Origin of the sequence: Streptomyces sp. ITFR-16, assembly GCF_031844705.1 — a bacterium.
Lineage (GTDB): Bacteria > Actinomycetota > Actinomycetes > Streptomycetales > Streptomycetaceae > Streptomyces.
In genome coordinates, this window is record NZ_CP134609.1 from 4,958,895 (window position 1) to 4,979,807 (window position 20,913).

At 71.4% G+C, this 20,913-nt stretch carries 23 protein-coding genes; 15 read left to right on the forward strand and 8 right to left on the reverse strand.

Annotation, left to right across the window (positions count from 1 at the left end):
- Positions 1 to 64: 64 nt before the first annotated feature.
- The 4 genes from RLT58_RS22035 to RLT58_RS22050 all read left to right on the forward strand — a co-directional run bounded on the left by RLT58_RS22035 (position 65) and on the right by RLT58_RS22050 (position 4,256).
- On the forward strand, positions 65 to 742 hold the full coding sequence (locus RLT58_RS22035; RefSeq protein ID WP_311312096.1) for a peptidase: 678 nt from the start codon (positions 65 to 67) through the stop codon (positions 740 to 742).
- 48 nt (positions 743 to 790) lie between these two features.
- Positions 791 to 1,762, forward strand: a complete 972-nt coding sequence (locus tag RLT58_RS22040; protein ID WP_311312097.1) for a COG1470 family protein — start codon at positions 791 to 793, stop codon at positions 1,760 to 1,762.
- Between the two features lie 89 nt (positions 1,763 to 1,851).
- Entirely contained in the window at positions 1,852 to 2,895 is a 1,044-nt protein-coding gene (locus RLT58_RS22045) for a hypothetical protein (protein ID WP_399131932.1), read from the forward strand.
- A 38-nt stretch (positions 2,896 to 2,933) separates the two neighbouring features.
- The gene (locus RLT58_RS22050; protein ID WP_399131933.1) at positions 2,934 to 4,256 is read left to right on the forward strand and encodes a hypothetical protein; all 1,323 of its coding nucleotides are present in this window, start codon (positions 2,934 to 2,936) and stop codon (positions 4,254 to 4,256) included.
- Positions 4,257 to 4,341: 85 nt separating this feature from the next.
- On the opposite strand, the gene RLT58_RS22055 is transcribed toward RLT58_RS22050, so the two are convergent.
- A complete protein-coding gene (locus tag RLT58_RS22055) occupies positions 4,342 to 5,838 on the reverse strand; it encodes a peptide MFS transporter (protein WP_311312098.1) in 1,497 nt (498 codons plus the stop codon).
- 418 nt (positions 5,839 to 6,256) lie between these two features.
- On the opposite strand from RLT58_RS22055, the gene RLT58_RS22060 reads away from it, so the two are divergent.
- Both RLT58_RS22060 and RLT58_RS22065 read left to right on the forward strand, forming a co-directional pair.
- Positions 6,257 to 6,934, forward strand: coding sequence for a response regulator transcription factor (locus RLT58_RS22060; RefSeq protein WP_018524728.1), 678 nt, complete (start codon positions 6,257 to 6,259; stop codon positions 6,932 to 6,934).
- Positions 6,935 to 6,949: 15 nt separating this feature from the next.
- Positions 6,950 to 8,215 (forward strand): sensor histidine kinase, encoded by a 1,266-nt coding sequence (locus RLT58_RS22065; protein WP_311312099.1) that lies wholly within the window; start codon positions 6,950 to 6,952, stop codon positions 8,213 to 8,215.
- Positions 8,216 to 8,222: 7 nt separating this feature from the next.
- On the opposite strand, the gene RLT58_RS22070 is transcribed toward RLT58_RS22065, so the two are convergent.
- Positions 8,223 to 8,750: a GtrA family protein gene (locus RLT58_RS22070; protein WP_311312100.1), complete on the reverse strand. Its 528-nt coding sequence runs from the start codon at positions 8,748 to 8,750 to the stop codon at positions 8,223 to 8,225.
- A 163-nt stretch (positions 8,751 to 8,913) separates the two neighbouring features.
- Between RLT58_RS22070 and RLT58_RS22075 the strand changes: the two genes are divergently transcribed.
- Genes RLT58_RS22075 through RLT58_RS22085 form a run of 3 tightly spaced genes read left to right on the forward strand, consistent with a single transcriptional unit; the run spans position 8,914 to position 11,823 of the window.
- Positions 8,914 to 10,086: a 5-(carboxyamino)imidazole ribonucleotide synthase gene (locus tag RLT58_RS22075; RefSeq protein WP_311312101.1), complete on the forward strand. Its 1,173-nt coding sequence runs from the start codon at positions 8,914 to 8,916 to the stop codon at positions 10,084 to 10,086.
- On the forward strand, positions 10,083 to 10,622 hold the full coding sequence (gene purE / locus RLT58_RS22080) for a 5-(carboxyamino)imidazole ribonucleotide mutase (protein ID WP_311312102.1): 540 nt from the start codon (positions 10,083 to 10,085) through the stop codon (positions 10,620 to 10,622). Before RLT58_RS22075 ends, purE begins: the two co-directional genes overlap by 4 nt.
- Before the next feature lie 7 nt (positions 10,623 to 10,629).
- The gene (locus tag RLT58_RS22085; protein WP_311312103.1) at positions 10,630 to 11,823 is read left to right on the forward strand and encodes a dipeptidase; all 1,194 of its coding nucleotides are present in this window, start codon (positions 10,630 to 10,632) and stop codon (positions 11,821 to 11,823) included.
- A gap of 33 nt (positions 11,824 to 11,856) precedes the next feature.
- On the opposite strand, the gene RLT58_RS22090 is transcribed toward RLT58_RS22085, so the two are convergent.
- Positions 11,857 to 12,216, reverse strand: coding sequence for a VOC family protein (locus tag RLT58_RS22090; protein WP_311312104.1), 360 nt, complete (start codon positions 12,214 to 12,216; stop codon positions 11,857 to 11,859).
- A 121-nt stretch (positions 12,217 to 12,337) separates the two neighbouring features.
- Here RLT58_RS22090 and RLT58_RS22095 point away from each other — a divergent pair, with 121 nt between their 5' ends.
- Positions 12,338 to 12,847 (forward strand): CGNR zinc finger domain-containing protein, encoded by a 510-nt coding sequence (locus RLT58_RS22095; RefSeq protein ID WP_311312105.1) that lies wholly within the window; start codon positions 12,338 to 12,340, stop codon positions 12,845 to 12,847.
- A gap of 46 nt (positions 12,848 to 12,893) precedes the next feature.
- Here the strand turns inward: RLT58_RS22095 and RLT58_RS22100 are convergent, their stop codons facing one another.
- On the reverse strand, positions 12,894 to 14,237 hold the full coding sequence (locus RLT58_RS22100) for a UDP-glucose dehydrogenase family protein (RefSeq protein WP_311312106.1): 1,344 nt from the start codon (positions 14,235 to 14,237) through the stop codon (positions 12,894 to 12,896).
- A gap of 175 nt (positions 14,238 to 14,412) precedes the next feature.
- On the opposite strand from RLT58_RS22100, the gene RLT58_RS22105 reads away from it, so the two are divergent.
- On the forward strand, positions 14,413 to 15,570 hold the full coding sequence (locus tag RLT58_RS22105; RefSeq protein ID WP_311312107.1) for an acyl-CoA dehydrogenase family protein: 1,158 nt from the start codon (positions 14,413 to 14,415) through the stop codon (positions 15,568 to 15,570).
- Positions 15,571 to 15,697: 127 nt separating this feature from the next.
- On the opposite strand, the gene RLT58_RS22110 is transcribed toward RLT58_RS22105, so the two are convergent.
- Positions 15,698 to 16,132 carry a VOC family protein gene (locus RLT58_RS22110; protein ID WP_311312108.1) on the reverse strand — a complete coding sequence of 145 codons (435 nt, stop codon included), beginning with the start codon at positions 16,130 to 16,132 and terminating at the stop codon, positions 15,698 to 15,700.
- An 83-nt stretch (positions 16,133 to 16,215) separates the two neighbouring features.
- On the reverse strand, positions 16,216 to 16,641 hold the full coding sequence (locus RLT58_RS22115) for an ATP-binding protein (protein WP_311312109.1): 426 nt from the start codon (positions 16,639 to 16,641) through the stop codon (positions 16,216 to 16,218).
- A gap of 163 nt (positions 16,642 to 16,804) precedes the next feature.
- On the opposite strand from RLT58_RS22115, the gene RLT58_RS22120 reads away from it, so the two are divergent.
- The 4 genes from RLT58_RS22120 to RLT58_RS22135 are packed head-to-tail and all read left to right on the forward strand — an operon-like array spanning position 16,805 to position 18,884.
- Positions 16,805 to 17,683 carry a helix-turn-helix domain-containing protein gene (locus RLT58_RS22120; RefSeq protein ID WP_311312110.1) on the forward strand — a complete coding sequence of 293 codons (879 nt, stop codon included), beginning with the start codon at positions 16,805 to 16,807 and terminating at the stop codon, positions 17,681 to 17,683.
- Complete coding sequence (locus tag RLT58_RS22125; RefSeq protein ID WP_311312111.1) at positions 17,680 to 17,898, forward strand: DUF397 domain-containing protein; 219 nt, start codon at positions 17,680 to 17,682, stop codon at positions 17,896 to 17,898. The genes RLT58_RS22120 and RLT58_RS22125 overlap by 4 nt, the downstream gene beginning before the upstream one ends.
- A 46-nt stretch (positions 17,899 to 17,944) precedes the next feature.
- Positions 17,945 to 18,400 (forward strand): hypothetical protein, encoded by a 456-nt coding sequence (locus RLT58_RS22130; protein ID WP_311312112.1) that lies wholly within the window; start codon positions 17,945 to 17,947, stop codon positions 18,398 to 18,400.
- A gap of 13 nt (positions 18,401 to 18,413) precedes the next feature.
- Positions 18,414 to 18,884, forward strand: a complete 471-nt coding sequence (locus RLT58_RS22135; RefSeq protein WP_311312113.1) for a hypothetical protein — start codon at positions 18,414 to 18,416, stop codon at positions 18,882 to 18,884.
- On the opposite strand, the gene RLT58_RS22140 is transcribed toward RLT58_RS22135, so the two are convergent.
- Positions 18,871 to 19,548, reverse strand: coding sequence for a bifunctional 4-hydroxy-2-oxoglutarate aldolase/2-dehydro-3-deoxy-phosphogluconate aldolase (locus RLT58_RS22140; RefSeq protein ID WP_311312114.1), 678 nt, complete (start codon positions 19,546 to 19,548; stop codon positions 18,871 to 18,873). The two genes, RLT58_RS22135 and RLT58_RS22140, sit on opposite strands and share 14 nt — an antisense overlap.
- A gap of 44 nt (positions 19,549 to 19,592) precedes the next feature.
- Positions 19,593 to 20,891 carry an LCP family protein gene (locus tag RLT58_RS22145; RefSeq protein ID WP_311312115.1) on the reverse strand — a complete coding sequence of 433 codons (1,299 nt, stop codon included), beginning with the start codon at positions 20,889 to 20,891 and terminating at the stop codon, positions 19,593 to 19,595.
- Positions 20,892 to 20,913: the final 22 nt, after the last annotated feature.

Sequence of the window (20,913 nt, forward strand, 5' to 3'; positions counted from 1 at the left end):
GTCAGGTATTTGTGCCGCCTCGGAGCGGTGCGCGCGGCGACTCCCGGCCTGAGGGGAACTCGAGGTGTCGTACCAGAAGCGAACAGCTCTCGCGCTGGCGTCGGGGCTGGCGGGCGCGGCGGTGCTGCTGGCCGCGCCCGCCGCCCACGCGACCGTCGTCGACGTCAACTACCAGTGCAAGACCCCGATCGGTGACAAGGCCGCGGTCTCGCCCATCGACATCAAGAGCGTGCGGAGCGGCAGCGGCTACAAGCTCACGATGTCCTTCCAGAAGGGCGTCTCCTCCAGCCCGGTCGAACTGGGCAAGGGCGCGATGAACCCCAGCGCCGTCATCAAGGTGGGCGGCGCCGACCCCGGACAGGTCCAGGTCTCCGGACCGGCCAACACCGCGGCCATCCCGGCCAACAGCCCCATCAAGATCAATGACCTGACGGGGACGTACACCCCGAAGAAGAGCGGCAAGGTCGACTTCACCGCCGGGGTGCTCACCATCAAGGCCCTCGGTACGACGACGACCTGCACTCCGTCGAACAGCCCGGGCCCCTCCCTCACCCTCGACGTGAAGGCCGCGGGCGGCGGCAGCGGTGGCGAGCAGAGCGCACCGGACGCCGGCACCTCACTGCCCAGGACCGGACCGCTCGACTCCGCCGTCGCGCTCGCCACCCTCGGCGGCACCGTCCTGCTGACCGGCGCTGCCGGGGTCCTCTGGCTGACCAGGCGCGGGCAGCGGGCCACGGGCTGACCGTCCGCGCGCGCACCGCCTCCGCCGTCACGCCCCAGGGAGCCGCCCATGCCGCCGACCCGTCGCGCCGCCCGACTCGCCCGTGCCCTGCCGCTGCTCGCCGCCCTGTGGTGCGCCCTCGCCGTGGCCCCGCCGGCCGGTGCCACCGGACACCGCGCCGCCCCCGCGTGGACGGCGCGGCCCGCGGCGAACGGCCCGGGGGAGGCCGGCGCCCGGCCGTACTTCTATCTGGAGGGCCTGCCCGGCAGCGTCCTGGAGGACCGGCTCTCGGTGACCAACCCGGGACCGGACCCGGTCACCGTACGGCTGCGCGGGGCCGACGCGGACCGTACCGGCGGCGGGACGCGCCGCCCCACCGGCACCGGTGCCTGGCTGCGGACGGCGAGCAGGGAGGTGACCGTGCCCGCCCGGACCCGGGCCGACGTGCCGGTCTCCTTCACCGTGCCGCAGGACGCGCCGCCCGGCGACCACCCGGGCGCGATCGTCGCCGAGAGCGGCGGGCGCACGGTGGGCGTCCAGGTCCGCCTGCGGGTCGGCGGCCCGACGCTGGCCGCCCTCACGGTCGAGGACGTGCGGCTGTCCGGGCACACCCTCCACTACACGCTGGTCAACCGGGGCAACGCGGTCCTCTCGCCCCGCCTGGCCGTGACCGCCGACGGGGTGTTCGGCACGCTGCTGAGCCGCGCCGCCCGCACCCTGCCGCTGCAACTGCCGCCCGGACAGCGGGTGCGGCTCACCGAACCGTGGCCGGACGCCCCCGCCCTCGACTCCGTCACCGTACGGCTGCGCGTCACGGCGGCGGGCGGGGCGCACGACGAGGCGACGGCCTCGGCGCTCTGCGTCCCGTGGATACCGGTCACCGGCGGCGCGCTGCTGCTCCCGGCCGCCGTCGCCGGGGTGGCGTACGGCCTCCGGCGGCGCCGCCGGGCACGCCGGGGCGCCGACGGCGCGCAGCCTCCCACGGACCCTCAGCAGTCGTCTGGCGAACGGCACTTGGTGCAGGCGGGAGCGGAATCGTGACGGGACTCAAGGGGCCGGTAGGGCGGGCCGGAACAGCCGCGCCCCGGAGCGCGGGCCGTTCGCGGACGGGCGCGACCGCGCTCGCCGTCCTGCTGGCCGCGCTCCTGTCCGCCCTGCTGCTCACCGCGCCCGGCGTCCACGCCGACGGCCGCGCCGCGGCGGACCCGGAACCGGCGGTCACCCTCTCCGACAAGCAGGCGGGCAAGGGCGGCGAGATCACCGTCAAGGGCGGCGGCTGGCGGCCCGGCACCCTGCTCATGATGCTGATCTGCGGGCAGTCCACGCCGGCGCGCGGGGTGATCGGCGGTACCAACTCCTGCGCCAACGCGGACGGCCGCGCCGTCACCACCGACAAGAAGGGCGCGTTCGCCAAGAAGCTGCCGGTCGCCGAGCCGCCCGTGCCGTGCCCCTGCGTGGTGCATGTCGCCACGGTCACCGGGGAACAGGCCCTCGCCGACGCGGTGTTCGTGGTCGCGGGCCACCCCGTCTCCCCGCTGCCGAAGCAGAGCGGCGAAGGGAAGCTCGCCGTCCTGGCCGCTCCCCGGCTGGAGGGCGACAGCGGCATCCTCACCTGGTTCGGCGCCCCGCCCTCGCGCCGGCTGGTGTTCACCGTCGGCAATCTGGGCTCCGCGCCGGTGAAGGACCCCGTCTTCCGGGTCGGCAGCGCACACGGCGTCTACGCCCCGCAGTGGGACGAGCGGCAGTGGCGCGGGACCGTCGAGCCCGGCTTCAAGGCCCGTATCGAACTGCCCGTCGAGCTGACGGCGGGCGCCCACGGCGACTACCGGATCTCGCTGAAGTACGGCACGAAGGTGCTGGCCGAGCAGCCGTGGGGGGTCGGCCGCCCCTGGGGTGTGACGCTCTTCTGGATTCTGCTCTGCCTGGTCGTGCCGGCCGCCGTCTTCCGTATCGGCATGGCGGTCGTCGACAAGGTCCGGCCGCGCCCCGCGCACGCGGGCTCCCGCCGTGGCCGCCGCTCCGCCCCGCGCGCGGGCGCGACCGTGCGGCTCGCCGGGCTGCGGCGCACCCCGGCGCCGGCCGCGGACCCCGCGCCCGCGACGGGCGCGCTGCCGTGGTTCACCCCTGATTCCGCACCGTCAGAGCACAGACCGTCGACGAAGGGACATTCGTGAGTACGCAACGCAGGACGGTCGCGGCGGGAGTCGCGATGATGATCGGCGGGGCGGGCATGCTGCTGGCCGCGAGCCCGGCCCAGGCCGCCGACATCTCGTACAGGACGGAGTGCATACCCCCGGCCATCTCCGGACTGCCGGCCGTACAGGGCACCACGAAGGTGCAGCTGACCGCACCCGCCGAGGCGAAGGTCGGGGACACCGTCGAGGTCGTGTGGAAGACGGTCCAGGCCGCCTCCGACAACCCCGACGTCCTCGACCTCGACAAGGACACCGTCAAGCCGACCGGGACGGTCAAGCTGGCCGGCGCCGCCACCGGGGACCTGAAGATGGAGGGGCCGAGGCAGAATCCGCCGATCCCCAAGAACAGCCCGATGATCCTGCCGGACATGAAGGGATCGCTGAAGCTGGAGAAGGCGGGGGAGCTGACGCTGACGCCCGACGGCTACACGATCAACGTCTCCAAGCCGATCTCCACGGACACCAAGTGCTCCCCGAAGGAGACGGTCCAGCCGGGCGCGACGATCAAGGTCACGGACGGCGGCGGCTCCACCACCGGCGGCACGACTGCCGGAGGCACCACGGCCGGCGGCACGACGGCGGGCGGCACCACCTCGGGCGATACGACCTCCGGCGGCACGGCCTCGGGCGGCACGACTTCCGGCGGCACGGCCTCCGGCGGCAGTGGCGGCAGTGGCGGTGCCACCGACTTCCCCGGCAAGGAGGTCGCCGTCGACTTCGCCTGCAAGTCCCCGGGCCCGGCCGCCATCGCGGGCAAGGTGACGATCAACGCCAGGAAGAACGGCGGGAGCTACGGGCTGACGGTCAAGACGGCCAAGGGCGTGATGGACAGCCCGGCCGCGCTGCCCGCCGGCGCGCTCAAGCCGTCCATGCAGATCGTCATCGGCGGCGCCGACAAGGGCTCCGTCACCGTCAGGGGACCCGGGAACCCCGAGCCCCTGGAGACGGGCAAGCCGGTCGACCTGCCGGACATGACGGGCACGTACAAGCCGGGAGCCTCCGGTACGTCCACGCTCACCCCGGGCACGCTCACGATCGACGTCACCCTGGGCGGCTCGAAGATCAACATCCCGTGCACGGTCAAGGGCACCCCCAAGGCCTCGCTCGCCCTCGACACCACGGCCCAGGAGGGCGGCGCCTCGGGCGGTGACACGGGCGGCTCCGGCGGTTCCGGCGGGGCGGCGGCCGGCGGTACGGCCTCCGGCGGCGGGCTCGCGGCCACCGGCGCCGACGACCACGGGGCCCTGCGCGCACTCGGCCTGATCGCGGGTACGGCGATCCTGCTGGGCGGCGCGGTGTTCACGTTCACCCCGTGGCGCCGGCTGCGCGCGGGCCGGTGAGCCGAGCCCCGTACGGCACAGGAAGAAAAGGAGGGGCCCTCGCACCGGGCGGTGCGAGGGCCCCTTCCCCTGGGGTGCGGTGAGGTCAGTTCACGTCGCCCATGTGCTGCGAGACCTTCTTGCGGTACATCCAGATGCCGACACCGGCGATGACCGCGAGGACCGCCTCGAACGCGACGGCTCCCGTGGTGTTCAGGTCGACGCCGAGCTGCGGGGAGGTCAGGAGACCGGTCACGGAGTCACCGGCGGTGACCGCGAGGAACCAGACACCCATCATCTGGGAGCTGTACTTCGCCGGGGCCATCTTCGTGGTGACCGACAGACCGACCGGGGAGAGGCAGAGCTCGGCGACCGTCTGGATGAAGTAGATCGCCACCAGCCACATCGGGCTGACCCGGCCGCCGTTGGCGGCGGTGTCGATCAGCGGGATCATGAAGACGACGAACGAGATGCCGATCAGGACCAGGCTGGAGGCGAACTTGACGGCGGTGCTCGGCTCCTTGCCGCGCTTGTTCAGCCACAGCCAGCCCGAGGCGACCACGGGGGCGATGGCCATGATGAAGACCGGGTTCAGCGACTGGTACCAGGAGGTGGGGAAGTCGAAGCCGAGCAGGTGGTTCGTCGTCGAGTTCTCACCGAAGATCGACAGGGTCGAGCCGTTCTGGTCGTAGATCATCCAGAAGACGGCGGCGACCACGAAGAACCAGATGTAGCCCGACAGCTTGGACTGCTCGGTGGTCGTCAGCTCCTTGTCGCGCTTCATCCGCACCAGGACGGCGATCGGGATGATCAGTCCGGCGACGGTGATCGGCAGCAGCGCCCAGTCGGCGAAGTTTCCGGTGACCGCGAGCAGCGTGTAGAAGACGCCCGCGACGATCAGCCAGACCAGGCCCTTGCGCAGGACCGAACGCTTCTCCTGCTCCGTCGCCGGGGTGGAGACGACGTCGCTCTCCGGGCTCAGGTGACGGGTGCCGAGCATGAACTGGGCCAGGCCCAGGGCCATGCCGAGTGCGGCGAGCGCGAATCCGAAGTGCCAGTTGACGTTCTCGCCGACGGTGCCGATGGTCAGCGGGGCCAGGAAGGCACCGATGTTGATCCCGATGTAGAAGAGCGTGAAGCCACCGTCACGGCGCGGGTCCTCCGGACCCTTGTAGAGGTGGCCGACCATCGTGGAGATGTTGGCCTTCAGCAGGCCGGAACCGAGCGCGACGAGCACGAGGCCCGCGAAGAACGTCGCCGAGTTGGGCACGGCGAGCGTGATGTGGCCGAGGATGACGACACCGCCACCGATGGCGACCGTCTTGCGCGGCCCCCAGAAGCGGTCGGCCATCCAGCCGCCGGGCATGGCGAGCAGGTAGACCATCGCCATGTAGACGGAGTAGATCGCCGTCGCCGTGGTGGCATTCATGTGCATGCCACCGGGCGCGATCAGGTACAGCGGGAGCAGCGCCTTCATGCCGTAGAAGCTGTACCGCTCCCACATCTCGGTCATGAAGAGAGTGGCCAGGCCGCGGGGGTGGCCGAAGAAGGTCTTCTCTCCACCAGCGGTGTTCGCCGGGTCCTTCGTCAGGCTGGACGCCATGATCGATCCTTGCTCGCTCGGGACGCGACGCCTCGTGAGCGGTACGCGCCCGGTGGGGGGAGGCCGGCACCGGCGTGGGTACGCCCACCACGTCGGGATCCACGCCCGGAGCGCCCTCATCGGCGATCCGGGCCCGGCCACAGGTCATTCACTGAACTTCGAGGCTGGCGGGTACCAGCCCGCACACAAAAATGACCCTCGGTGCTCAGAGCTGCCCAAAGGTCATTGAGTAGTGCAATAGGCGTTGAGACACCATACGACACGACAGAGCCGGATATGGAAGGACTTGAGACATGGATCACAGGTCCAGGTGCAACCACACTCCCATATTCGAAGGTCCGGGCGTGAACGGGGCGCGGACCCGCAGGGCTTCTGGATCACCTCACGCCCGGTGCGCTGCGCGGACTACCATCACTGCATGACCCGTGTACTGCTCGCCGAGGACGACGCATCCATCTCGGAGCCACTGGCCCGCGCCCTGCGTCGGGAGGGTTACGAGGTCGAGGTCCGCGAAGACGGTCCGACCGCTCTCGACGCCGGCCTCCAGGGCGGCATCGATCTGGTCGTGCTCGACCTGGGGCTTCCCGGGATGGACGGTCTCGAAGTCGCCCGCAGGCTCCGTGCCGAGGGCCACACCGTGCCCGTCCTGGTGCTGACCGCCCGCGCCGACGAGGTGGACACGGTCGTCGGGCTCGACGCGGGCGCCGACGACTACGTCACCAAGCCCTTCCGGCTCGCCGAACTCCTCGCCCGCGTCCGGGCCCTGCTGCGCCGCGGCGCCACCGAGCCCGCCCCGCAGCCCGCCACCCACGGCGTCCGCATCGACGTCGAGTCGCACCGGGCCTGGATGGGCGACGAGGAACTCCAGCTCACCGCCAAGGAGTTCGACCTCCTGCGGGTCCTGGTGCGGGACGCGGGCCGGGTCGTCACCCGCGACCAGCTGATGCGCGAGGTCTGGGACACCACCTGGTGGTCGTCGACCAAGACCCTCGACATGCACATCTCCTGGCTCCGCAAGAAGCTGGGCGACGACGCAGCCAATCCCCGCTACATCGCGACGGTCCGGGGCGTCGGCTTCCGCTTCGAGAAGAGCTGACGTACAGAAGCCGTCATGCGCCGAAGACTGATCAACTCCACCCTGGCCGTGGTGCTCGTGGTGATCGCCGTCTTCGGCGTCTCCCTCGTCATCGTCGAGACCCGCACCATCAGCAGCAGCGCCCAGGAGAGCGTCGACTCCGAGGCGCTGCGGCTGATCAGCGTGATCGAGAGCCGGCTCCTGGGCGCCGAGCGGATCAACCCCGGGGTGCTGGCCGAGCAGATCGACGACAAGCGCTACGCCCTGGTCAAGATGCCCGGCCGCGCCCCGATCGAGGTCGGCGACCGCCCCACCGGCAGTGTGATCACCGCCACGGAGACCGGCGAGCATGGCGAGAAGGTCACCATCGAGGAGTCCCGCTCCGCGGTGACCCGCGAGGTCGGCCGGACCCTGATGATCATCGGTGCGGTGGCGCTGCTGGCCATCGTCTCCGCCGTGCTGCTGGCCGTACGCCAGGCCAACAAGCTGGCCTCGCCCCTCACCGACCTCGCCGAGACCGCCGAACGCCTGGGCTCCGGCGACCCCCGCCCGCGCCACAAGCGGTACGGGGTGCCGGAGCTGGACCGGGTCGCGGACGTCCTGGACGCCTCCGCCGAGCGGATCGCCCGGATGCTGACCGCGGAGCGCCGCCTCGCCGCCGACGCCTCGCACCAGCTCCGTACGCCGCTGACCGCGCTCTCCATGCGGATCGAGGAGATCGCCGTCACCGACGACCCGGAGACGGTGAAGGAGGAGGCGCACATCGCGCTCACGCAGGTCGAGCGGCTCACGGACGTGGTGCAGCGCCTGCTGACCAACGCGCGCGACCCGAGGACCGGCTCCGCCGTCGTCTTCGACCTGGACGAGGTCGTCAAGCAGCAGATCGAGGAGTGGCGCCCGGCCTACCGGAGCGAGGGCCGCGCCATCGTCCGCTCCGGCAAGCAGGGGCTGAGCGCGGTCGGCACCCCGGGCGCGGTCGCCCAGGTCCTGGCCGCGCTGATCGAGAACTCCCTCATGCACGGCGGCGGCACGGTCGCGCTGCGCACCCGGGTCACCGGTAACCAGGCGGTCATCGAGGTGACGGACGAGGGCCTCGGGGTCCCCGCCGACCTGGGCGCGAGGATCTTCGAGCGGACCATCAGCGGCCGCAACTCCACGGGCATCGGCCTCGCGGTCGCCCGCGACCTCGCGGAGGCGGACGGCGGCCGGCTGGAACTGCTCCAGCAGCACCCCCCGGTCTTCGCCCTCTTCCTGAGCCGCGTGGCCCTCACCAGGAAGGAACCGGAGCGCCCGGTGCGATGAGCGCGGGCTACCGGCGCGCGGTGTCCGCCTCGACCCGGGCGGCGGGCGCGGGGGCCGGCGCCGGCACGGAGACCGCCGCACTCACGACGACGTCGTCTTTGGCAGGCAGCGCCTTGAACACCCACGTCCGGTAGGACCAGAACCGGAACAGCGTCGCGATCCCGATCCCGAGGATCTTGAAGACATTGCTCTGCACCGGGGTGTTCCAGCCGAAGCCGTACGTCGCCACGTACAGCACACCCGTCTCGATCACCGCTCCCACCGCGCTGAACAGCAGGAACAGCGTCAGCTCGCGGGTGCGCCCGCTCTTGTCCCGGTCCCGGTACGTCCAGTAGCGGAAGCCCACGTAGTTGCACAGGATCGCGACGAATGTGGCGAGCAGGCCCGCCCGTACCGTCGGGATGTCCGTGTAGCGCCACAGCAGGTTGGAAACGGCGATATTGACGACCAGGCCGACCGCGCCGACCACGCCGAACTTGGCGACCTCCCGGGCCAGCAGATCCAGCCGGGCCCGCAGTGCGCCCCGTTCGCTCATGGTGATCGCTCAGCCCGTCTGTCGGTTCGGCTTCATGTTCCGTCAACCCGGCCATGCTAACCAGGAGCCCCCGCGGCCGCCCGTGGGTAAGGGCGCGGGTGTGGCGAGGCTGTGACACGGAGCTGTGACACGGAGCTGTGACACGGCCCTCCAGGGCGTGGACATGCCCTCCGGAGCGTACGGATACCCTGGAGGAGTGACGTTCCCGGTAGTCGGCATGGTCGGTGGCGGTCAGCTCGCCCGTATGACCCACGAGGCGGGCATCCCCCTCGGCATCAAGTTCAAGCTCCTCAGTGACACCGCTCAGGACTCGGCGGCCCAGGTGGTGAGCGAAGTCGTCGTGGGCGACTATCGCGACCTGGACACGCTGCGCGCCTTCGCGCACGGCTGTGACGTGATCACCTTCGATCACGAGCACGTGCCGACCGAGCACCTGCGGGCCCTGGAGGCGGACGGCATCCCCGTGCGCCCCGGCCCCGAAGCGCTGGTGCACGCCCAGGACAAGGGGGTGATGCGCGCGAAGCTCACCGAGATCGGCGCACCCTGCCCCCGCCACCGCATCGTGAAGGACCCGGCCGACGCCGCGGCCTTCGCCGAGGAGGTGGGCGGCTTCCCCGTCATCCTCAAGACCGTGCGCGGCGGCTACGACGGCAAGGGCGTCTGGGTGGTCCGCTCCGAGGCGGACGCGGCCGACCCCTTCCGGGCGGGCGTCCCGGTCCTCGCGGAGGAGAAGGTGGACTTCGTACGGGAGCTGGCGGCCAACATCGTCCGCTCGCCGCACGGCCAGGCCGTCGCCTACCCGGTCGTGGAGTCCGTCCAGGTCGACGGCGTCTGCGACACGGTGATCGCCCCGGCCCCCGAGCTGGACGAGGAGCTGGGCGGCGAGGCCCAGCAGCTCGCCCTGCGCATCGCCCAGGAGCTCGGTGTCGTCGGCCACCTGGCCGTCGAGCTCTTCGAGACGCGTGACGGCCGCATCCTGGTCAACGAGCTGGCCATGCGCCCGCACAACTCGGGCCACTGGACCCAGGACGGCGCGATCACCTCCCAGTTCGCCAACCATGTGCGGGCGGTCCTCGACCTCCCCCTCGGCGACCCGCGCCCGCGCGCCCGCTGGACGGTCATGAGCAACGTCCTCGGCGGCGACTTCCCGGACATGTACCAGGCGTATCTGCACTGCATGGCCCGAGACCCGCAGCTCAAGATCCACATGTACGGCAAGGACGTGAAGCCCGGCCGCAAGGTCGGTCACGTCAACACCTACGGCGACGATCTGGCGGACGTGCGGGAGCGCGCCCGGCACGCGGCCGACTACCTGCGAGGAACGATCACCGAATGACTTCCCCCGCCTCCACCGCGCCGGTCGTCGGCATCGTCATGGGCTCGGACTCCGACTGGCCCGTCATGGAAGCGGCGGCCAAGGCCCTCGACGAGTTCGAGATCCCCTACGAGGTCGACGTCGTCTCCGCCCACCGCATGCCGCGCGAGATGATCGCGTACGGCGAGAACGCGGCGGGCCGCGGCCTGCGGGCGATCATCGCCGGGGCGGGCGGCGCCGCCCATCTGCCGGGCATGCTCGCCTCGGTCACCCCGCTGCCCGTCATCGGCGTCCCGGTGCCCCTGAAGTACCTGGACGGCATGGACAGCCTCATGTCCATCGTCCAGATGCCCGCCGGCATCCCGGTCGCCACCGTCTCCATCGCGGGCGCGCGCAACGCGGGCCTGCTGGCCGTGCGCATCCTCGCCGCGCACGACGCGGAGCTGGGGACCCGCATGACGGAGTTCCTCTCCGACCTGAACGACCAGGCCACCGAGAAGGGCAAGCGCCTGCGCAGCAAGGTCGGGAACCCCGACTCCTTCGGCTTCGGGAAGTAGGGCAGTGATGGACCGGCTGGAGCAGGCGCGGGCCCTCCTCGCGGAGCACCCCGTGGTCGACGGACACAACGACCTGCCGTGGGCGCTGCGGGCCCAGGTCAACTACGACATGGACGCCCGGGACATCGCCGGCGACCAGTCGGCCCATCTGCACACCGACATCCCCCGGCTGCGCGCCGGCGGCGTCGGGGCCCAGTTCTGGTCGGTGTACGTCCCGTCCGACCTGCCGGGCGACGACGCGGTCAGCGCCACCCTGGAACAGGTCGACGCCGTCGCCGAGCTGCTGGAGCGGCACCCCGGCGACCTGCGCCGCGCGCTGAGCGCCGACGACATGGAGACGGCCCGCGCCGAGGGCCGGATCGCCTCCCTGATGGGCGCCGAGGGCGGCCACTCCATCAACAACTCGCTGGGCACCCTGCGCGGCCTGCACGCGCTCGGCGTGCGCTACATGACGCTCACCCACAACGACAACACCGACTGGGCGGACTCGGCGACCGACGAACCCGGAGTCGGCGGCCTCTCGCCGTTCGGCCACGAGGTCGTACGGGAGATGAACCGCACGGGCATGCTCGTCGACCTCTCGCACGTCGCGGCGACGACGATGCGGGACGCGCTCGCCACCTCCACCGCGCCGGTGATGTTCTCGCACTCCTCCGCGCGGGCCGTCTGCGACCACCCGCGCAACATCCCGGACGACGTCCTCGGTCTGCTCCCGGCCAACGGCGGCATCGCCATGGCCACCTTCGTACCGAAGTTCGTCCTGCCGGCGGCCGTCGCCTGGACGCAGGCGGCCGACGAGAACCTGCGCGCCAACGGCCTGCACCACCTGGACACGACGGGCCGCGCGATGAAGGTCCACGCCGAGTTCGAGGCGGCCAACCCCCGCCCGATGGCCACCGTCGCCACGATCGCCGATCACCTCGACCACATGCGCGAGGTCGCGGGCGTCGACCACATCGGCATCGGCGGCGACTACGACGGCACGGCGTTCCTCCCGCAGGGCCTGGAGGACGTGTCCGGCTACCCGAACCTGATCGCGGAGCTGCTGGGCCGCGGCTGGTCCGCCGCCGACCTGGCCAAGCTCACCTGGCAGAACGCGGTACGGGTGCTGCGCGCAGCCGAGGACGTCGGCCGCGAGCTGCGCACCCGGCGCGGCCCGTCGCACGCCACGATCGAGCAGCTGGACGCCCCGGCCGCCTGAGCGCGCACGACCGGGGCATCCGCCGTACTGCTCCTAACAGGCGCAGAGACAGAACGGGTGCCCCGCCGGGTCGGCGTAGACCCGGAAGGTCCGCTCCCGGTCGTCGGCTTCGAGCACCGTCGCGCCCAGCGCCAGCACCTCCCGCTCCGCCGCGTCCAGATCCTCCACGGTCAGATCCAGATGGAACTGCTGCGAGGCGTCCGGGCGCGGCCACTGCGGCGGTACGAAGCCCGGCGCGGCCTGGAAGGCGAGCGGCGTGCCGGTGATCCCGGTGAGATCGACCCAGTCCTCCTGCTCCTCGACCTTCCCGCCGAGCAGCGCGGCGTAGAAGTGGGCCAGGGCGACGGGATCCGGGCAGTCCAGGACGACGGAACCCAGTGTGGCGACAGCCATGGTGCTTCCTCCTCGGGCAGATGCGGCAGATGCGGGCAGCTCTCTTCACGTGGTTACCGTTAAAGCGGTTCAACCGGTAACCGTTACTGCATGCTCCCGCACCGGAGGTAACGTCGCAACCATGAGTGAGAGGGATTCCGCGCCCGGCGGGCTCGCGCTGATCGAAGCCCTGGTCAACAGCCTGGACGTCGAGCTGGGCGCGGACACGCTCGACACGGCGGAGGGGTGTGCCGCGTTCGCCGTCGCACAGGAGGACGTCCCGGCCGTCCGGGTGCTGCGCGAGGCCCTGCGCGCGGTCTGCCTCGCCCACGCGGGGCACCGCGCCGAGGGCGACACGGTGCCGGTGCTGGACGGGCTGCTCGCCCACGCACCCCTGCGCGTCACCGTGGATGCGGCGGGCGCGGCGTCGCTGTGCCCGGTGGAGGAGCCGCCCGGACTGACCGCCCGGGTCGCGGCGGCCATCGCCGCCGCTTCGGCCGACGGCACCTGGGCCCGGCTCAAGGCGTGCGAGGCGGCGGACTGCCGCTGGGCGTACTACGACCGCAGCCCGGCGGGGCGCCGCCGCTGGTGCTCGATGGCGGTGTGCGGCGCCCGCGCGAAGATGCGGACGTACCGCGCGAAGCAGGGCTGACGGCGGGCCCCCCGGCGGCGGGCCGTCGGCCCGGCCGGGCGGGGCCTCAGGCCTTCGGGCGGCCCATCGCCCGGTAGGTCCAGCCGGCCTCGCGCCACACGGCGGGGTCCAGCGCGTTGCGCCCGTCGAGGATGATCCGGGTGCCCGCCACCTCGCCCAGCGCGTGCGGGTCCAGCTCGCGGAACTCGCGCCACTCCGTCAGGTGCAGCACCACATCGGCGCCGCGCACCGCGTCCAGCGCGCTCTCCGCGTAGCCGAGGGTGGGGAAGAGCCGGCGGGCGTTGTCCATGCCCTTGGGGTCGAAGACCGTGACCTGGCCGCCCTGGAGGTGGATCTGCCCGGCGACGTTCAGCGCGGGCGAGTCGCGTACGTCGTCCGAGTCCGGCTTGAAGGCGGCGCCGAGGACGCCCACCCGCTTGCCGAGGAACGAGTCGCCGCCGACGGCCTCCCGGGCCAGCTCGACCATGTGGCCGCGGCGGCGCATGTTGATGGAGTCGACCTCGCGGAGGAAGGTCAGCGCCTGGTCGGCGCCCAGCTCACCGGCGCGGGCCATGAAGGCGCGGATGTCCTTGGGCAGGCAGCCGCCGCCGAAGCCGATGCCGGCCCGCAGGAACTTGCTTCCGATCCGCTCGTCGTGGCCGATCGCCTCGGCGAGCTTGACCACATCGCCGTCGGCCGCCTCGCAGACCTCGGCCATGGCGTTGATGAAGGAGATCTTGGTGGCCAGGAAGGAGTTGGCGGAGGTCTTCACCAGCTCGGCGGTCGGGAAGTCCGTCACGACGAACGGGGACCCCTCGCCGACCGGACCGGCGTACACCTCGCGCAGCAGCTTCTCGGCCCGCTCGCTCTCCACGCCGACGACGATCCGGTCCGGGTGCAGGGTGTCCTGGACGGCGAAGCCCTCGCGCAGGAACTCCGGGTTCCAGGCCAGCTCGGCGCCCTCGCCCGCAGGCGCCAGCTCGGCCAGCCGGGCGGCGAGCCGGGCCGCCGAGCCGACCGGCACGGTGGACTTGCCGACGACCAGGGCGGGCCTGGTCAGCAGGGGTGCGAGCGATTCGAAGGCGCTGTCGACGTAGCTCATGTCGCAGGCGTACTCGCCGTGCTTCTGCGGTGTGTTCGTGCAGACGAAGTGCACATCGCCGAACTCGGCGACCTCTTCCCACGAGGTGGTGAACCGCAGCCGCCCGGTGGCGCCCTCGATGCCCGCGACGTGCTTCTTCAGGATCTCCTCGAGCCCCGGCTCGTACATCGGGACCCGGCCGGCGGACAGCATCTCGATCTTCTCGGGCACGATGTCGAGGCCGAGGACCTCGAAGCCCAGTTCCGCCATGGCCGCGGCGTGGGTGGCGCCGAGATAGCCGGTGCCGATCACAGTGATCCTGAGGGCCATGGAGTGCTCCTGGGAGATGCGGACAGACGTGCGGTGAACGAGCATAGTCGTGCCCCTGAAACCTTCCATTCCGGCTGTCGTGAAGCTCACGGCCCCAGCGCGTATGCCTGGCCCGGGGTGGGCGCCTAAAATTGGGTTACTTAACGGTAGTTAGCGTCCTTGGGGAGTGAGCGTCTTGGCGGGTTCGACCGATTTCGACCTGTACCGTCCGGCCGAGGAGCACGAGATGCTCCGTGAGACGGTGCGTGCCCTCGCCGAGGCGAAGATCGCCCCGTTCGCGGCCGCGGTCGACGAGGAGGCCCGTTTCCCGCAGGAGGCGCTGGACGCCCTCACGGCGGCGGACCTGCACGCGGTCCACGTACCGGAGGAGTACGGCGGCGCCGGCGCCGACGCGCTCGCCACGGTCATCGTGATCGAGGAGGTGGCCCGCGCCTGCGTCTCCTCCTCCCTGATCCCGGCCGTGAACAAGCTGGGCTCGCTTCCGGTCGTCCTGTCCGGGTCCGAGGAGCTGAAGAAGAAGTACCTGGGCCCGCTGGCCAAGGGCGACGGGATGTTCTCGTACTGCCTCTCCGAGCCCGACGCGGGCTCCGACGCCGCAGGCATGAAGACCCGGGCCGTGCGCGACGGCGACTTCTGGGTGCTCAACGGCGTGAAGCGCTGGATCACCAACGCGGGCGTCTCCGAGTACTACACGGTCATGGCCGTCACCGACCCGACCAAGCGCTCCAAGGGCATCTCGGCGTTCGTCGTCGAGAAGTCGGACGAGGGCGTCTCCTTCGGCGCCCCGGAGAAGAAGCTCGGCATCAAGGGTTCCCCGACGCGCGAGGTCTACTTCGACAACGTTCGCATCCCCGCCGACCGCATGATCGGCGAGGAGGGCACGGGCTTCGCCACGGCGATGAAGACCCTGGACCACACCCGCATCACGATCGCGGCCCAGGCGCTCGGCGTCGCCCAGGGCGCGCTGGACTACGCCAAGGGGTACGTCCAGGAGCGCAAGCAGTTCGGCAAGCCGATCGGTGACTTCCAGGGCGTGCAGTTCATGCTCGCGGACATGGCCATGAAGCTGGAGGCGGCCCGCCAGCTCACCTACTCGGCCGCCGCCAAGTCCGAGCGTCTCGACGGCGACCTCACCTTCTTCGGCGCCGCGGCCAAGTGCTTCGCCTCCGACGTCGCGATGGAGATCACCACGGACGCCGTCCAGCTGCTCGGCGGCTACGGCTACACGCGGGACTACCCGGTGGAGCGGATGATGCGCGACGCCAAGATCACCCAGATCTACGAGGGCACGAACCAGGTCCAGCGGATCGTGATGGCCCGCAACCTGCCGTAACGGCGTACCGCGGAGGCCCCGGCTCCGTGCCGGGGCCTCCGGCCGATGGTGCTCGTCGAAGCCGCGCAGCGCACGGCCCAGCTCCCAACGGTGGGGCACCCTTCTCGGCCCGGGCACCGCCCCCGGCTCAGTCGAGGCAGAACTCGTTGCCCTCGACGTCCTGCATCGGCTGGCACGACTCGTTCTCGCCGTCGGCCCGCAGAAGCTCCCCGCGGGTCGCGCCGAGCGCTTCCAGCCGTACGCACTCGGCCTCGAGCGCGGCAAGTCGCTCCTCGCCCACGAGTCCGGTGGCGACCCGTACATCGAGATGCACCCGGTTCTTGACGGCCTTGCCCTCGGGCACGCGCTGGAAGTAAAGCCGCGGACCGGCCCCCGAGGGGTCGCTGCACGCGAACCACCCACCCCGCTCCTCGGCCGGGAGCGTGCTGTTGTACTCGTCCCACGTGGCGAAACCCTCCGGCGGCGCCGGCGCGACGTATCCCAGTACCTCGCACCAGAACCGGGCGACACGCTCGGGGTCCGCACAGTCGAAGGTCACCTGGAACTGCTTGATCGTTGACATCGGATCACCCTAGTTGCGCACGGCAAACGGTCAAGAGAAATATGCCAGGTGAGAGGCGGCATCGGCCGACCCGGTGGACGTCGTCACGGTACGAGGTCGAGTTCCGCCCATACCGTCTTGCGCGGGACGGGCCCCGAGGTGACGCCCCAGCGATCGGCGAGGGCCCCGACGACCAGGAGTCCCCGCCCGCTCTCCGCGAGCTGATCGGGGGCGGACGCGACGGGCAGACGGTCGCCCCGTGTGTCGGTCACCTCGATCCGCAACAGCCTCCCCGGCTGGGCGGTCAGGCCCAGTTGGAAGTCCCGGCCCGGGACACGGCCGTGAACGGTGGCGTTGGCGGCGAGTTCCGCGACGATGTGCGCGGCCGACTCGGTGGGCACTCCCCAGAGGCCGAGATGCGCCACGGTGAGCAGCCGGGCGAGCCGCGCGCCCCGGCGGGTGGGGGAGAGCAGGACGGTGAAGGTCCGCTCGACGGTGGGGTGTCGGGGGCTGGCGATTTGTGGATTCACATCACCCAGCGTGGCCGCTTCCGCCTACCGTGCACAGTGACGAAGCCCTTGCGTACGGTGACTGTCCAGGGCTTGTCCAACGTTGTCCCGGCTGTCCGGAGTGACGTGCGGGGAACAGAGGCGGTTGAGGCACTAGGGCACTCGCGTCGGAAATGGGGCACGGATGACTGTGGACGGAGCCGGTACAGAGCAGCGCGACAGCGGGGCGGACGAGCCCGGTTGGGACGTCGATCCGGACGATGAGTCGGGCGTCGCGGTGGTTGCCGCGGTGGGTCGCCAGATCAAGGCGTGGCGGGAGGCGGCCGGCCTCCGTGCCGGCGAGTTCGCGGCGGCGATCGGCTACGGGGAGGACCTGGTCTACAAGGTGGAGGGCGGGCGGCGCATTCCGAGGCCCGAATTCCTGGACAAGTCGGACGAGGTGCTGGGCGCGGGCGGACGGGTGTCCGCGATGAAGGAGGACATCGCGCGGGTCCGGTACCCGAAGAAGGTCCGGGAGCTTGCGAAGCTGGAAGCCCAAGCGGTGGAGCTTTCGGCGTACGGGACCCACAACCTTCATGGTCTGTTGCAGACCGAGGAATACGCGCGTGCGCTGTTCGAGATGCGGCGCCCCTCCTTCTCGCCGGACGAGGTGGAGAGGCTCGTGGCCGCCCGTGTGGCGCGGCAGGCCATCTTCGAGCGCTCGCCCGGCCCTGAGCTCAGCTTCGTCCAGGAAGAGGTGACGCTGCGGCGCCACCTCGGAGGCAAGGCAGTTCTGCGTGGTCAGCTTGAACATCTTCTGGAGCTCGGCAAGTTGCGGAACGTCGAGATCCAGGTGATGTTGACCGCCCGCGATGAACATGCAGGAATGGCCGGGGAGATGCAGGTGCTGAAGTTCAGGGACGGCTCGGCGATGGGGCGCTCCGAGGGCGAATTCGGCAGCCGTCCGGTCTCTGACCCGAAGCAGCTCCGCATCATTGAGTTGCGGTGTGGCATCATCCGGGCTCAGGCTCTCCCGCCTCGGGAGTCCCTGGCCTTCATCGAGCAGATGCTGGGAGAGACATGATCAGCGAGACCTCTGCCGGGGACGCTTCCCGGCTGGAGTGGTTCAAGAGCAGCTACAGCGACAGCAGTAACAGCAACGAATGCGTCGAGGTCGCGGCAGCGCCGTCCGCGGTCCACGTCCGCGACTCCAAGAACGTGCACGGGCCGAGGCTCGCCTTCCAGCCGCAGGCATGGGCGGACTTCACGTCGTACACGGCGGAGGCCGTACGCCCTTGAGAGTGGCCGGAGCGGGCCCCACCCCCGCTGAGGCATGATCGCGGGCATGGGACATCCACATCTGCCGACCACCGAGGCCGCCGTCACCGCGATACGGGAGGTCGCCCGCGCGTACAACCTGGAGATGACCGTCACCGACGACATCGGCGCGGACCAGACCTCCCGCCGTGCGTCGGCGGGGGCCTTCGCGGTGCTGGACACGGACGGGTCGCTGCCGCACGAGGCGTTCGTCGAGCTGGGCGGGGCGCCCGCCGTCGCCGTCCAGGTCTTTCCCGAGGGCGACGCGAGGATCACCGTGGACGGGGTGCACTTCGACGATGTGCCGCGCGACTCCGTGCCGGTGTTCCTGCGTTCCGTCTACGGCGGCCTGGCGTACGTGAAGGCGAGGCGCTTTCCGCCGGGGCAGTGGCTGGTCGTCCCGCTGCCGGGCGACGAGACGTACAAGGAGCTCATCCCGCGCGTGATGCTCAGCCCCTGGCTGGCCCGTAACATCCGTGCCTGAGCAGGGGGTGGACATGGATGAACTCGCCGAGCTCTTCGAGGCGTTGGGCGCGGACGACGCGCGGGGCTGGGCCGAGTCCGAGGCCGAGGACGGCCTTCCGCAGCTGGCCCGCTACCGGCTGCTGCGCATGGTCTGGCAGGACATCGACGCCTGGGCCCAGACCGCGCCCCACTGGGTGGAGGCCTACCGCAGGGAAGGCGTCGCCGGCGGGGCCGTGGAGCGGGCCGTGCGGCTCGGGCTGACCCCCGCCGAGCTGGGCGAGATCGCCCGCGAGGTCGCACGCGAGACGGCGTTCGGCCTGCTCCAGGGGCTCGACGACCCGGCACGCGGCGACCTGCCGCCCGGCACGCAGGAGCGGCTCCCCGGCTGGCGGCTGGCGGAACTGTCCCCCCGGGGCGAGCCCACCGGACGGGTACTGGCCGCCCTCCACGAGGACTTGAACGAGACGGAACCGCAGAGCCCGACGCGTATCACCGGCGAGTGAGGGCCGGGTCCTGCGACCGCGCCGCCCGGGCCACGAACTCGCGTGCCCGGGAGAGGAGTTCGCGCTGCGATCCGCCCGTCAGGGCGTCCTTGAGGACGGGGGAGCCGACGCCCACCGCCAGCGCGCCCGCGTCCAGGTACGGGCGGACGTCGTCCAGGCCGATGCCGCCCGTCGGCACCAGCGGCACCTGGGGGAGCGGGGCGTGCAGCGCGGCCACCGTGCGCGGGCCCAGCGGTTCGGCGGGGAACAGTTTCACCGCGCTCGCGCCCGCCTGCCAGGCCGCCCACGCCTCGGTGGCGGTGAAGGCGCCCGGGAGCGAGCCGAGGCCCGCCTCCTCGCAGGCCGGCAGCAGGCCGGGGAAGGTGCACGGGCTGACGACGAAGCGGGCGCCCACCGCCGTCACCTGCGCGATGTGGGCCGGCTCGGTGACCGTCCCCACCCCCAGCAGGACGTCCGGCGGCAGGGTGCCGCGCAGCTCGGCCAGCGCGGCGAGACCGCCCGGTGTCGGCAGGGTGATCTCGATGCACCGCACCCCGGCCTCGGCCAGGGTGCGGACGGTCTCGACCAGCGGGGCGCCGGCCGTGCCGCTGCGCAGGATCACGACCAGCCCGTGGGCACGGAGCGTGGCGCGCAGGATCTCGTGGTGCGGGGCTGGGGTGCTCATGGCGTGGGCGTCGGACTCCGGGGCCTGGGGGCGGGACGGACGGCTCAGTTGCCGGTGACCGTGACCTTCTCGTCGTTGTTGAGCTGCTCCACCAGCTGCTTGACCTTGGCCTTGTCCCAGACCAGGTTGCCGCCCGTGGAGCCGGAGATCGGCATGTTCATCGACGTGCCGTCGCCGCCCGTGACGCCCTTCATGGCGAAGAACATCTGGCCCAGCGACCACAGTGACATGTCCTTGTCGACGACCAGTGTGTCCAGGCCCGCGCCCATCGTCGGGTACAGCTTGAACGGGTTGAGGATCGTCGACGGCGTCGCCGTCTGGCTCGCCAGCGCCGCGAGGAACTTCTGCTGGTTCTTCGTCCGGTCCAGGTCGCTGGCCGCGAAGGCGTACCGGGTGCGGACGAAGGCCAGGGACTCCTGGCCGTTCAGCGTCTGCTTGCCCGCCTTGAAGTCGGCGCCGGAGTTCTTGTCCTTGAACGCCTTGGGGATGTCCAGCTCCACCCCGCCGATCGCGTCCACGATCTTCGCGAAGCCGCCGAAGCCGATCTCGACGTAGTGGTCGATGTGCAGCCCGGTGTTGAACTCGACCGTACGGACCAGGAGTTCGGGCCCGTCCATCGCGTACGCGGCGTTCAGCTTGGTGGTGCGCCCGGTGGCCTCGTACCGCTTGCCCGACTCGGAACCGATGAACGAGGGGATCTCCACGTTCGAGTCACGCGGCAGGGAGACCAGCGTCGGGCCGTTGGAGCCGTCGTGCAGGATCATCATCGAGTCGGTCCGCTTGCCCTCGGCGGAGCCCGTGTGGAGCTTCTTCTTGTCCTCGGCCGACATGCCCTCGCGGCTGTCGGACCCGACGATCAGGTAGTTCGTCCCGTCGCCGCCCTTGGGCCGCTCGATGACCTTGGAGAGGTCGACCTCGCGCTTCAGCTTGGAGTCGGCCCAGAAGTACGTGCCGATGGAGACCCCGAGCACCGCGACCACGAGGACCAGCGCGCCGATCTTGATCCGGCGCCGCCAGTCCGGCGCGGCCGCCGGCCGGCCCTGGACGTAACCGCCGTCACCCGGGCCGCCGCCCCGGCCCGCGCCGCGGCCGCCGTTGCCGCCGCCGTAGACCTGGCCCGTGTTGTACCCGCTGTCGTACTGCGGGCCGCCCTCGTCGTAGCCGCCCGGCTGCTGCGGGACCGGCCGCTGCCTCGGCGGCGCCGGGCGCTGCTGGGGCGGGGCGGGACGTCGCTGGACGTGCGGCATCGAGCGGGCGCTCTCGGGCCGGTCGCTCGCGCTTCCCTGCCCGTAGCGGTTGCCGCTGCGGTTGTCGTCGGGCCAGCCCTCGGGCCAATCGTTCATGCGAACCAGTGTGCAGGTCGCA